Source organism: Escherichia sp. SCLE84 (genome assembly GCF_012584495.1).
Classification (GTDB): Bacteria; Pseudomonadota; Gammaproteobacteria; order Enterobacterales; family Enterobacteriaceae; genus ECMA0423.
Window position 1 is genome coordinate 1,246,220 of sequence record NZ_CP051430.1, and the last position, 13,135, is coordinate 1,259,354.

Annotated in this window: 11 protein-coding genes; 6 read left to right on the forward strand and 5 right to left on the reverse strand. The window is 54.1% G+C overall.

What is annotated here, in order from left to right:
* Positions 1–5: 5 nt before the first annotated feature.
* The 4 genes from efeO to HGD79_RS06310 form a co-directional block, all read right to left on the reverse strand.
* Positions 6–1,133 (reverse strand): iron uptake system protein EfeO, encoded by a 1,128-nt coding sequence (efeO, locus tag HGD79_RS06295; RefSeq protein WP_000154398.1) that lies wholly within the window; start codon positions 1,131–1,133, stop codon positions 6–8.
* A 57-nt stretch (positions 1,134–1,190) separates the two neighbouring features.
* Positions 1,191–2,021: an iron uptake transporter permease EfeU gene (gene efeU, locus HGD79_RS06300; RefSeq protein ID WP_000497942.1), complete on the reverse strand. Its 831-nt coding sequence runs from the start codon at positions 2,019–2,021 to the stop codon at positions 1,191–1,193.
* Positions 2,022–2,686: 665 nt separating this feature from the next.
* Entirely contained in the window at positions 2,687–4,195 is a 1,509-nt protein-coding gene (gene putP / locus HGD79_RS06305; protein WP_001018486.1) for a sodium/proline symporter PutP, read from the reverse strand.
* 158 nt (positions 4,196–4,353) lie between these two features.
* Positions 4,354–4,563 (reverse strand): hypothetical protein, encoded by a 210-nt coding sequence (locus tag HGD79_RS06310; protein ID WP_000979516.1) that lies wholly within the window; start codon positions 4,561–4,563, stop codon positions 4,354–4,356.
* 54 nt (positions 4,564–4,617) lie between these two features.
* On the opposite strand from HGD79_RS06310, the gene putA reads away from it, so the two are divergent.
* The gene (gene putA, locus HGD79_RS06315) at positions 4,618–8,580 is read left to right on the forward strand and encodes a trifunctional transcriptional regulator/proline dehydrogenase/L-glutamate gamma-semialdehyde dehydrogenase (RefSeq protein WP_139496397.1); all 3,963 of its coding nucleotides are present in this window, start codon (positions 4,618–4,620) and stop codon (positions 8,578–8,580) included.
* 39 nt (positions 8,581–8,619) lie between these two features.
* Here putA and rutR read toward each other — a convergent pair whose 3' ends face one another.
* Positions 8,620–9,258: an HTH-type transcriptional regulator RutR gene (rutR, locus tag HGD79_RS06320; protein WP_001295606.1), complete on the reverse strand. Its 639-nt coding sequence runs from the start codon at positions 9,256–9,258 to the stop codon at positions 8,620–8,622.
* Positions 9,259–9,545: 287 nt separating this feature from the next.
* On the opposite strand from rutR, the gene rutA reads away from it, so the two are divergent.
* Genes rutA through HGD79_RS06345 form a run of 5 tightly spaced genes read left to right on the forward strand, consistent with a single transcriptional unit; the run spans position 9,546 to position 13,135 of the window.
* Positions 9,546–10,637 (forward strand): pyrimidine utilization protein A, encoded by a 1,092-nt coding sequence (gene rutA, locus HGD79_RS06325; RefSeq protein WP_124074553.1) that lies wholly within the window; start codon positions 9,546–9,548, stop codon positions 10,635–10,637.
* Positions 10,637–11,329: a peroxyureidoacrylate/ureidoacrylate amidohydrolase RutB gene (gene rutB / locus HGD79_RS06330; RefSeq protein WP_001345643.1), complete on the forward strand. Its 693-nt coding sequence runs from the start codon at positions 10,637–10,639 to the stop codon at positions 11,327–11,329. Before rutA ends, rutB begins: the two co-directional genes overlap by 1 nt.
* Positions 11,330–11,340: 11 nt before the next feature.
* Positions 11,341–11,727 carry a 3-aminoacrylate deaminase gene (gene rutC / locus HGD79_RS06335; protein ID WP_001126780.1) on the forward strand — a complete coding sequence of 129 codons (387 nt, stop codon included), beginning with the start codon at positions 11,341–11,343 and terminating at the stop codon, positions 11,725–11,727.
* 7 nt (positions 11,728–11,734) lie between these two features.
* Positions 11,735–12,535: a pyrimidine utilization protein D gene (gene rutD, locus HGD79_RS06340; RefSeq protein WP_096147329.1), complete on the forward strand. Its 801-nt coding sequence runs from the start codon at positions 11,735–11,737 to the stop codon at positions 12,533–12,535.
* 9 nt (positions 12,536–12,544) lie between these two features.
* Positions 12,545–13,135: a malonic semialdehyde reductase gene (locus HGD79_RS06345; protein ID WP_001001171.1), complete on the forward strand. Its 591-nt coding sequence runs from the start codon at positions 12,545–12,547 to the stop codon at positions 13,133–13,135.

The window sequence follows — 13,135 nt, forward strand, 5'->3', positions numbered from 1 at the left end:
AACGCTTAATCCAGTCCCAGCACACCGCGAAGTTGCGCCAGATCTTCCGCCAGCGCAGTAATCGGCCCTTTCAGCGCATTCCGGTCGGCATCGGTCAATTTGTCGTAGGTTTCGAAACCGTCTTTAGTACGGTATTTCGCCAGAATGGTATCGACCTTTTTAAAGTTGGCATCGACTTTTGCCAACAGTTCCGGGTTGGCTTTTTGCAGTTGTGGACGCAGCAGATCGACAATTTTCTGCGAGCCTTCAACGTTAGCCTGGAAATCCCACAGATCGGTGTGGCTGTAGCGATCTTCTTCACCGCTGATTTTGCTGGCTGCCACTTCCTCAATCAGTCCGGCTGCGCCGCCGACCACTTTTGAAGGTGGGAAAGCCAGTTCACTGATGCGTTTTTGCAAATCGACCACATCTGTATAAAGCTGCTCAGCGTACTGATCCATCCCTTTGGTGGTGTTGTCGCCAAACAATGCTTTTTCCAGGCGGTGGAAACCAGTGAATTTTGGGTCGGCGGCTTTTTGCTCGTAATCATCTTCACGGGCGTCAATGCTGCCATCCAGATCGGAGAACAGTTCAGCAATCGGTTCAATGCGCTCATAGTGCTGGCGCGTCGGCGCATACAGTGCTTTCGCTTTTTCGATATCGCCAGCTTTAATCGCGTCGGTAAAGGCTTTGGTGTCGGTCACCAGCTGCGTGGTTTCCGCCATGACATACGCTTTATATGCAGTAATTGCACCACCAAGACTTAACAGCGCATCACTTTGCGCCGCATCCGCCGTTGCCTCACCTTTGACGATCAACTTCCCTTTCGGGTTAGTCAGCAGACCGCAGGTCATATCGTATTCGCCAGGCTGTAAATTCGCCGTCATTTTCTGGCTAAAACCAGGGGCGATATTTTCCCGCTCTTCCACCACCATCACGCCTTTGAGGATCTCCCACTCCAGCGCCTTCTGGCTATGGTTCTGAATAATGAACTGTGTTTTCCCGGCGTTAACCGTAATGGTCATCGGTTCGCACTGCTTATCCGTCACGGTCACTTTGACCTGCGGCACATCAGCGGCGTTAGCCATAAAAGCAGAAGAAAACAGCGCAGCCACGCTCAACTGCAATGCGTTACGGCGGAAGTTAATGGTCATGACGAGACTATCCCTTTAAAGTATGTTGTAACTAAGCAAGATTTTGCGTCGTATTTGTTACGCGGAGCGAGACGCTGTCGCCCCTGCGCGTGGTGGCAGAGCAAATGCCACCAGCGCCGGGATGAGATAAATAAACCAGACGGCGACTTCGCTGACGCTCGGCGCTTCCTGATAGCCAAAAATCCCTTCCATCAGCGTGCCAAACAGCGAGTGAGTTGAGAGCACCGCACTCATATCGAAGGCGATTTCCTGAAAGTGGTTCCACAATCCGGCTTCATGAAATGCGCGAATGGCACCAGCTGCCAGCCCTGCGGCGACGAAGAGAATAAACAGGCTGGTCCATTTAAAAAATGCACCAAGATTGAGGCGAATACCGCCCCAGTAGAGCAGGAAGCCTAGCACCACGGCAGTAGCAAGACCGAGCATTGCACCCAGCGGCGGCCAGATCCCGACATCTTGTTGAAATGCCGCCAGCAGGAAAAAGACCGACTCCAGCCCTTCCCTTGCAACGGCAAAAAAGACCATCATCACCAGCGCCCAGCCATGATGATTTCCACGCTGCAATGCGCTATCGACTGCCTGCTCCAGTTGTACTTTGACGTTGCGCGACACTTTGCGCATCCAGAAAACCATCCAGGTAAGGATCACCACGGCGATCACCGCCACGATACCTTCAAACAGTTCCTGCTCTTTTTGCGGAAATTCGCCGGTGGTTTCGTTAATGAAGATCCCCAAGCCCAGGCACAACGCAGCGGCAAGCAACACGCCAATCCACATCACACCAATCCATCGGCCTCGCTGGGTACGCTTAAGATAGCTGGCAATCAAACTGACAATCAGCGCGGCTTCAAGTCCTTCGCGCAACATAATGAGAAACGGAACAAACATGCCACCCACCCTTAAACGTTTTTCTGAGTCAATCTATGCAAAGAAAAGTAAATCGCAGTGATAGCGATTATCATTACGGTAAAGAAAAATACAAGCGGAATGTTTATAAAATGATGTTGAAATGTAAACAAAGAGAGGTAATGCCAGGGGATATAAACGATTATTCCAGGTACAAAGATGGGATTGTTTACAACGAGCCATGTGTTCTTGCCGGATGCCGCGTAAACGCCGTATCCAGCCGACAAAACCGTCCTGACTCAATACATCAAAACTTCCATGTAAAACTGATAAGCGGGTGTATCAAGCAATTTCGTCCATCCTCGATTATCAAATCTAACTTTTTGCCCGGAACATAAGAACAGCGCGGGTGTTGGTGGCGTCAAAATCGCTGAAGCGTTCCCCGAAGGCCGGGGCAGCCCACATGGATGTGGGCTGAGGGCGCGTCTTACAGGACGTTACCTCGCGCCCGACCCGGTAGCCGAAGGGGATAAGCTGAAGGTACCGCGCAGCGGCGATTTTGTTCGCCAGAGCCCGGGGGTGCAGGGGGCCGCGGCGATTGGCCGCCCCCTGCGCGCTCCCTGCACCATTCAATTTATATGGCGAGGCACATTAAGGGAGCGCAACCCGCTGCTGAAGCCAAACAAAACCGCCGCAGGCTAAGTCCCTTAGCTTTCCTGCAACCGTGACGGCGGAGCCGAATGATAGTGCGCATCGGCCTCGGCAAAGCGTTTTTGCATCGCCGCTGACGGCGCTTTACCCAGCAAACTAAACACTACAATCCCGATACTGCCGAAGATGAAGCCCGGAATAATTTCGTAGAGTCCCAGCCAGCCGAACTGCTTCCAGACGATAACCGTCAGCGCACCGATGATCATCCCCGCCAGCGCACCGTTGCGCGTCATGCGTGACCACATCACCGAGAACAGCACCACCGGACCAAACGCCGCGCCAAAGCCTGCCCACGCGTAGCTCACTAAGCCCAGCACGCGGTTTTCCGGGTTTGCCGCCAGCGCAATCGCCACCAGCGCCACCACCAGCACCATCACACGCCCTACCCACACCAGCTCTTTCTGGCTGGCATGTTTACGCAGAAACGCTTTGTATAAATCTTCGGTAATCGCACTGGAGCACACCAGCAGCTGGCAGCTTAACGTTGACATTACCGCCGCCAGAATTGCCGACAGCAGAATCCCGGCAATCCACGGGTTAAACAGAATTTGCGCCAGTTCGATAAACACGCGCTCGGCGTTCTGGTTTACCGCGCCTGCTACCGCCGGGTGCTCATTAAAGTAAGCAATCCCAAAGAAGCCGACAGCCACCGCCCCTGCCAGGCAGAGGATCATCCAGGTCATACTGATACGACGCGCATGGACAATGCTGTGGTGAGAATCCGCCGCCATAAAACGCGCCAGAATGTGCGGCTGCCCGAAGTAACCCAGCCCCCAACCCATCAGTGAGATAATGGCAACAAAGTTCAGACCTTTGAGCATATCAACGTTTTCGATGCTCTTTTGTTTGATCACTTCCAGCGAGTCACCAAAGCCACCGACACTGATAATGACGATAACCGGTGTCAGGATCAGGGCAAAAATCATCAGGCTGGCCTGTACAGTATCAGTCCAGCTCACCGCGAGGAAACCGCCAATAAAGGTGTAAAGGATCGTCGCCGCAGCTCCCGCCCACAGAGCCGTTTCGTAGCTCATGCCAAAGGTACTTTCAAACAGACGCGCGCCTGCCACAATGCCCGAAGCGCAATAAATGGTGAAGAACAGCAAAATAACCAGCGCGGAGATAATGCGCAAAATGCGGCTTTTATCTTCAAAGCGCCCGGTGAAATAATCCGGCAGGGTTAAGGCGTTATTGTTGTATTCGGTATGCACACGCAACCGCCCGGCCACCAGCTTCCAGTTGATCCACGCGCCTAATGTCAGGCCAATGGCGATCCAGCTTTCGGAAATCCCGGAAAGAAAAACCGCGCCCGGCAACCCCATTAACAGCCAGCCGCTCATATCCGACGCACCCGCCGATAATGCCGTCACGAATGGCCCAAGACTACGACCGCCCAGAATATAGTCGTCAAAGTTTTTCGTTGATCGCCAGGCGATAAACCCAATCAATATCATGCCAAAGATATAGACACAAAATGTCACCAACATCGGTGTGCTAATAGCCATCTAAAGTCTCCAAAAAATTATTATCGGCAATGTCGAAACTTGCCGTTATATCTGCCACCGGAACGGGGTAACAGAGTTTATGTTTTACCAGGGCGACCGTATCCTGCCGGAAGCGCTGGTTATTCACAATCGATTTAACACACCATTTACATTAAATTTTAGTGCTCAGCGACACTATTTTTCATCAGGTTGCACTCTCTCACATTTTTTGCGGTTGCACCTTTCAAAAATGTTAACTGCCGCAGAGAAAAAGTCTGAGTTATTTTTTTAATCCCTGTCATATCGATTTCTTTTATTAACATTTCATTCATTTTTAAGCTTGCTACGCAGGTCACATTTAACATGGTTGCACAAAGTTGCAACATCATGGATATTTCACGATAACGTTAAGTTGCACCTTTCAGAACAACAGGAGTAATGGCATGGGAACCACCACCATGGGGGTTAAGCTGGACGACGCGACGCGTGAGCGTATTAAGTCTGCCGCGACACGTATCGATCGCACACCACACTGGTTAATTAAGCAGGCGATTTTTTCTTATCTCGAACAACTGGAAAACAGCGATACTCTGCCAGAGCTACCTGCGCTGCTTTCTGGCGCTGCCAATGAGAGCGATGAAGCACCGACTCCGGCAGAGGAACCACACCAGCCATTCCTCGACTTTGCCGAGCAAATATTGCCCCAGTCGGTTTCCCGCGCCGCGATCACCGCGGCCTATCGCCGCCCGGAAACCGAAGCGGTTTCTATGCTGCTGGAACAAGCCCGCCTGCCGCAGCCAGTTGCTGAACAGGCGCACAAACTGGCGTATCAACTGGCCGATAAACTGCGTAATCAAAAAAATGCCAGTGGCCGCGCAGGTATGGTCCAGGGGGTATTGCAGGAGTTTTCGCTGTCATCGCAGGAAGGCGTGGCGCTGATGTGTCTGGCGGAAGCGTTGTTGCGTATTCCCGACAAAGCCACCCGTGATGCGTTAATTCGCGACAAAATCAGCAACGGTAACTGGCAGTCACACATTGGTCGTAGCCCGTCCCTGTTTGTTAATGCCGCTACCTGGGGGCTGCTGTTTACCGGCAAACTGGTTTCCACCCATAACGAAGCCAGCCTCTCCCGCTCGCTGAACCGCATTATCGGTAAGAGCGGTGAACCGCTGATCCGCAAAGGTGTGGATATGGCGATGCGCCTGATGGGCGAGCAGTTCGTCACGGGTGAAACCATTGCAGAAGCGTTAGCCAATGCCCGCAAGCTGGAAGAAAAAGGTTTCCGTTACTCTTACGATATGCTGGGCGAAGCTGCACTGACCGCCGCAGATGCACAGGCATATATGGTTTCCTATCAGCAGGCGATTCACGCCATTGGTAAAGCGTCCAATGGTCGTGGCATCTATGAAGGTCCAGGCATTTCAATCAAGCTGTCGGCGCTGCATCCGCGTTACAGCCGCGCCCAGTATGACCGGGTAATGGAAGAGCTTTACCCACGTCTGAAATCACTCACCCTGCTGGCGCGTCAGTACGATATTGGTATTAACATCGATGCAGAAGAGGCCGATCGTCTGGAGATCTCCCTCGATCTGCTGGAAAAACTCTGTTTCGAGCCGGAACTGGCAGGCTGGAACGGCATCGGTTTTGTTATTCAGGCTTATCAAAAACGCTGCCCGTTGGTGATTGATTACCTGATTGATCTCGCCACCCGTAGCCGTCGCCGTCTGATGATTCGTCTGGTGAAAGGCGCGTACTGGGATAGTGAAATTAAGCGTGCGCAGATGGACGGCCTTGAAGGTTATCCGGTTTATACCCGCAAGGTGTATACCGACGTTTCTTATCTCGCCTGTGCGAAAAAACTGCTGGCGGTGCCGAATCTAATCTACCCGCAGTTCGCGACGCACAACGCCCATACGCTGGCAGCGATTTATCAACTGGCAGGTCAGAACTACTATCCGGGTCAGTACGAGTTCCAGTGCCTGCATGGTATGGGCGAGCCACTGTACGAGCAGGTCACCGGGAAAGTTGCCGACGGTAAACTTAACCGACCGTGTCGTATTTATGCCCCGGTTGGCACACATGAAACGCTGCTGGCGTATCTGGTGCGTCGCCTGCTGGAAAACGGTGCTAACACCTCGTTTGTTAACCGTATTGCCGACACCTCTTTGCCACTGGATGAACTGGTCGCCGATCCGGTCACTGCTGTAGAAAAACTGGCGCAACAGGAAGGGCAAACTGGATTACCGCATCCGAAAATTCCCCTGCCGCGCGATCTTTACGGTCACGGGCGCGACAACTCGGCAGGGCTGGATCTCGCTAACGAACACCGTCTGGCCTCGCTCTCCTCTGCCCTGCTCAATAGTGCACTGCAAAAATGGCAGGCCTTGCCAATGCTGGAACAACCGGTAGCGGCAGGTGAGATGTCGCCCGTTATTAACCCTGCGGAACCGAAAGATATTGTGGGCTTTGTGCGTGAAGCCACGCCGCGTGAAGTAGAACAGGCGCTGGAAAGTGCGGTTAATAACGCGCCAATCTGGTTTGCCACTCCTCCGGTTGAACGCGCGGCGATTTTGCATCGCGCTGCCGTGCTAATGGAAAGCCAGATGCAGCAACTGATTGGTATTCTGGTGCGTGAAGCCGGAAAAACCTTCAGTAACGCCATTGCCGAAGTGCGCGAAGCGGTCGATTTTCTCCACTACTATGCCGGACAGGTGCGGGATGATTTCGCTAACGAAACCCACCGTCCATTAGGGCCTGTGGTGTGTATCAGTCCGTGGAACTTCCCGCTGGCGATTTTCACCGGGCAGATCGCTGCCGCACTGGCGGCAGGTAACAGCGTGCTGGCAAAACCGGCAGAACAAACGCCGCTGATTGCCGCGCAAGGGATCGCCATTTTGCTGGAAGCGGGTGTACCCCCTGGCGTGGTGCAATTGCTGCCAGGTCAGGGGGAAACCGTGGGCGCGCAACTGACGGGTGATGATCGCGTGCGCGGGGTGATGTTTACCGGTTCAACCGAAGTCGCTACGTTACTGCAGCGCAATATCGCCAGCCGCCTGGACGCTCAGGGTCGCCCTATTCCGCTCATCGCTGAAACCGGCGGCATGAACGCGATGATTGTCGATTCTTCAGCACTGACCGAACAAGTCGTCGTGGATGTGCTGGCCTCGGCGTTCGACAGTGCGGGTCAGCGTTGTTCGGCACTGCGCGTGCTGTGCCTGCAAGATGAGATTGCCGACCACACGTTGAAAATGCTGCGCGGTGCAATGGCCGAATGCCGGATGGGTAATCCGGGTCGCCTGACCACCGATATCGGTCCGGTGATTGATAGCGAAGCGAAAGCCAATATTGAGCGCCATATTCAGACCATGCGTAGCAAAGGCCGTCCGGTGTTCCAGGCGGTGCGGGAAAACAGCGAAGATGCCCGTGAATGGCAAAGCGGCACCTTTGTCGCCCCGACGCTGATCGAACTGGATGACTTTGCCGAATTGCAAAAAGAGGTCTTTGGTCCGGTGCTGCATGTGGTGCGTTACAACCGTAACCAGCTACCAGAGCTGATCGAGCAGATTAACGCTTCCGGCTATGGTCTGACGCTTGGTGTCCATACGCGTATTGATGAAACCATCGCCCAGGTCACTGGCTCGGCCCATGTTGGTAACCTGTATGTTAACCGTAATATGGTGGGCGCAGTGGTGGGTGTGCAGCCATTCGGCGGCGAAGGGTTGTCCGGTACCGGGCCGAAAGCAGGCGGTCCGCTCTATCTCTACCGTCTGCTGGCGAATCGCCCGGAAAGTGCGCTGGCAGTGACGCTCGCGCGTCAGGATGCAGAGTATCCGGTCGATGCACAGTTGAAAGCCGCATTGACTCAGCCGCTAAATGCACTGCGGGAATGGGCAGCAAATCGTCCAGAATTGCAGGCGTTATGTACGCAATATGGCGAGCTGGCGCAGGCAGGAACACAACGATTGCTGCCGGGGCCGACGGGTGAACGCAACACCTGGACGCTGCTGCCGCGTGAGCGCGTGTTGTGTATTGCCGATGATGAGCAGGATGCGCTGACTCAGCTCGCCGCCGTGCTGGCGGTGGGCAGCCAGGTACTGTGGCCGGATGACGCGCTGCATCGTCAGCTAGTGAAGGCATTGCCATCGGCAGTCAGCGAACGTATTCAACTGGCGAAAGCGGAAAATATAACCGCTCAACCGTTTGATGCGGTGATCTTCCACGGTGATTCGGATCAGCTTCGCGCATTGTGTGAAGCCGTTGCCGCGCGGGATGGCGCAATTGTTTCGGTGCAGGGTTTTGCCCGTGGCGAAAGCAATATCCTTCTGGAACGGCTGTATATCGAGCGTTCGCTGAGTGTGAATACCGCTGCCGCTGGCGGTAACGCCAGCTTAATGACTATAGGTTAAACAGGTAGCCGGAGGATGTTACAACCTCCTCCGGCATCTTTAACGTGGTCGAATCCCCTCAATAATAATCCGCTGCACGTTTTCAACCGTTTGATTGAAAAATACCTCATCGCGCAACGTCGCGCCTGTCACCGCCTCCACCTGAGGGGCGAAATCGGCGTAATGTTGAGTGGAAGCCCAAATCATAAAAATCAAATGCTGCGGATCAATCGGCGCGAGTTTGCCGCTTTTGACCCAACCGGCAATCAGCGCCGATTTCTCATCAATTAATGCCTTCAAATCGCCCGTCAGTTCATCCATTAACAACGGCGCGCCTGCCAGCATCTCCATACAGAACAGGCGCGAAGCCTGCGGATAATCGCGTGAGACTTCCAGCTTCAGACGGATGTACTCTTTGATCGCCGCCAGCGGGGCGAAATCTTCACGAAACGCTTTTAACGGTGCCAGCCAGATATCGAGAATCTGCCGCAGCACGGCAATATACAGCGCCTCTTTTGACGGAAAGTAATACAGCAGATTGGTTTTTGAAACACCCGCCAACTCTGCGATCTGCTCCAGCCTTGTGCCGTGAAAACCGAATTGTGAAAAAGTGTCCAGCGCTGCGCTAAGAATCGCTTTTTTCTTCGCGCTTACTGTACGCGAACGTTTACCCGTTGTTTTGACTGCGCCTTGCGTCATGCGCTCTCCCCTCTTGTAGATTGGCAACAGGATAGCAAAACCCCCGTCCGGCCTCGACCTTCTGCACTCTCATCGCGCACGGATGCATGTTTTATGTGCAACTGTTTTGACCGTTTAGTCCACTTTTTACCAGATATTTTAGATAACTTAGCATTAACACATTAATAACATTCACTTTTTAAAAACTGGCATCCACTTTGCAAACAAGCCATTACGCGGCTGAAAAGGATATGCAGGACGCAGTGCCCCGTCTGACTTTCACTTTACGAGACGAAGAGAGGTTGATGATGAAAATTGGCGTATTCGTACCTATTGGCAACAACGGCTGGCTCATTTCGACCCACGCGCCGCAGTACATGCCGACCTTTGAACTGAATAAAGCCATTGTGCAAAAAGCGGAGCACTACCATTTCGATTTCGCCCTGTCGATGATCAAACTGCGTGGCTTTGGCGGCAAAACTGAGTTCTGGGATCACAACCTTGAGTCGTTCACCTTGATGGCGGGGCTGGCAGCCGTCACCTCACGCATTCAGATTTACGCGACAGCTGCCACCTTAACGTTACCTCCGGCAATCGTCGCCCGTATGGCCGCAACCATTGACTCCATCTCTGGCGGGCGTTTTGGCGTCAACCTCGTGACTGGCTGGCAAAAGCCCGAGTATGAGCAGATGGGTATCTGGCCTGGCGATGACTATTTCTCCCGTCGTTACGACTATCTCACCGAATATGTTCAGGTGCTGCGCGACCTGTGGGGCTCGGGGAAAAGCGATTTTAAAGGCGATTTTTTCACCATGAATGATTGTCGCGTCAGTCCGCAACCGAGTGTACCCATGAAAGTGATCTGCGCCGGGCAAAGCGACGCTGGCATGGCGTTCTCCGCCCAGTATGCCGATTTCAACTTCTGTTTCGGCAAAGGCGTAAATACACCCACGGCTTTCGCCCCGACCGCTGCGCGGATGAAACAGGCCGCAGAGCAAACCGGGCGCGACGTTGGCTCTTATGTATTGTTTATGGTGATTGCCGATGAAACCGACGATGCCGCTCGCGCCAAATGGGAACACTACAAAGCGGGCGCGGATGAAAAGGCGTTAAGCTGGCTAACCGAACAAAGTCAGAAAGATACCCGCTCCGGTACTGACACCAACGTCCGTCAGATGGCCGATCCCACTTCGGCGGTAAACATCAATATGGGGACGTTAGTCGGTTCTTACGCCAGTGTCGCGCGCATGTTAGATGAAGTCGCAAGCGTGCCTGGTGCCGAAGGCGTGCTGTTGACCTTCGATGATTTTCTGTCGGGAATCGAAACCTTCGGCGAGCGCATTCAACCACTGATGCAGTGCCGCGCCCATCTCCCTGCGCTGACTCAGGAGGTGGCATGATGACGACCTTAACCGCTCGACCGGAAGCCATTACCTTCGATCCGCAGCAAAGTGCGCTGATCGTGGTGGATATGCAAAACGCTTATGCCACGCCAGGAGGCTACTTAGATCTCGCCGGGTTTGATGTCTCAACCACTCGCCCGGTCATTGCCAACATTCAAACCGCCGTGACCGCAGCGCGAGCGGCAGGGATGCTGATCATCTGGTTTCAAAATGGCTGGGATGAACAGTATGTCGAAGCAGGCGGACCCGGCTCACCGAATTTTCATAAATCGAACGCCCTGAAAACCATGCGTAAGCAGCCGCAGCTGCAGGGGAAATTGCTGGCGAAAGGCTCCTGGGATTATCAACTGGTGGATGAACTGGTGCCGCAGCCTGGCGATATTGTGCTGCCGAAGCCGCGCTACAGCGGTTTCTTCAATACGCCGCTGGACAGCATTTTGCGCAGCCGTGGAATACGCCATCTGGTTTTCACCGGTATCGCTACCAACGTCTGCGTCGAATCGACGCTACGCGATGGCTTTTTTCTGGAGTATTTCGGCGTGGTGCTGGAAGACGCAACACACCAGGCGGGGCCGGAATTTGTACAGAAAGCCGCGTTGTTCAATATCGAAACCTTTTTTGGCTGGGTCAGCGACGTCGAAACGTTCTGCGACGCGCTTTCTCCCACGTCCTTTGCTCGTATCGCTTAAGGAGTTTAACGATGCCAAAATCCGTAATTATTCCCGCTGGCAGCAGCGCACCGCTGGCCCCCTTCGTTCCCGGCACGCTGGCTGATGGCGTGGTGTATGTCTCCGGTACGCTGGCTTTTGATCAACATAATAACGTGCTGTTTGCCGATGACCCAAAGGCGCAAACCCGCCACGTTCTGGAAACTATCCGCAAGGTGATCGAGACGGCGGGTGGCACGATGGCGGATGTGACCTTCAACAGCATCTTTATTACCGACTGGAAAAATTACGCCGCGATTAACGAAATCTACGCCGAGTTTTTTCCGGGTGATAAACCGGCGCGATTCTGCATTCAGTGCGGACTGGTAAAACCTGACGCGCTGGTGGAAATCGCCACAATTGCGCATATCGCCAAGTGAGGCCGCGATGAAACTATCACTCTCACCTCCCCCTTATGCTGATGCACCCGTAGTGGTGTTGATTTCGGGTCTTGGCGGTAGCGGCAGTTACTGGTTACCGCAACTGGCGGTGCTGGAGCAGGAGTATCAGGTAGTCTGTTACGACCAGCGCGGCACCGGCAATAATCCCGACACGCTGGCAGAAGATTACAGTATCACCCAGATGGCAGCGGAACTGCATCAGGCGCTGGTAGCCGCAGGGATTGAGCGTTACGCGGTGGTCGGCCATGCGCTCGGTGCGCTGGTGGGGATGCAGCTGGCGCTGGATTATCCCGCGTCGGTAACTATGCTGGTCAGCGTTAACGGCTGGCTACGAATAAACGCCCATACGCGCCGCTGTTTTCAGGTTCGCGAACGATTACTGTATAGCGGCGGCGCGCAGGCATGGGTGGAAGCGCAGCCGTTGTTCCTCTATCCCGCCGACTGGATGGCGGCCCGCGTACCTCGCCTGGAGGCAGAAGACGCGCTGGCACTGGCGCATTTTCAGGGCAAAAATAATTTACTGCGTCGACTTAACGCCCTCAAACGCGCTGACTTTAGTCACCATGCGGATCGCATCCGCTGCCCGGTGCAAATCATCTGCGCCAGTGATGATCTGCTGGTGCCAACAGCATGTTCCAGTGAACTTCATGCCGCCCTGCCCGATAGCCAGAAAATGGTGATGCCCTATGGCGGACACGCCTGCAACGTGACCGATCCCGAAACGTTTAATGCTCTGTTACTCAACGGGCTTGCCAGCCTGTTACATCACCGTGAAGCCGCCCTGTAAGGAATTGCTATGAACGAAGCCGTTAGCCCAGGTGCGCTTAGCACCTTGTTCACCGATGCCCGCACTCACAACGGCTGGCGGGAGACACCCGTCAGCGATGAGACGTTACGGGAGATTTATGCCCTGATGAAATGGGGGCCGACATCAGCTAACTGTTCTCCGGCACGGATCGTGTTTATCCGCACGGCAGAAGGAAAAGAACGTCTGCGCCCGGCACTTTCCAGCGGCAATCTGCAAAAAACCCTGACCGCGCCCGTCACCGCTATCGTCGCCTGGGACAGTGAATTTTATGAACGGTTACCGCAACTGTTTCCTCACGGCGATGCCCGCAGTTGGTTTACCTCCAGCCCACAACTTGCCGAAGAAACAGCGTTTCGCAACAGTTCCATGCAGGCGGCCTATCTGATCGTCGCTTGCCGTGCGCTGGGACTGGATACCGGCCCGATGTCGGGTTTTGACCGTCAACACGTTGACGACGCCTTTTTTGCGGGCAGCACGCTGAAGAGCAATCTGCTGATTAATATCGGCTATGGCGATAGCAGCAAACTTTTTGCGCGCCTGCCACGTCTGTCCTTTGAAGAAGCCTGCGGGCTGTTGTAA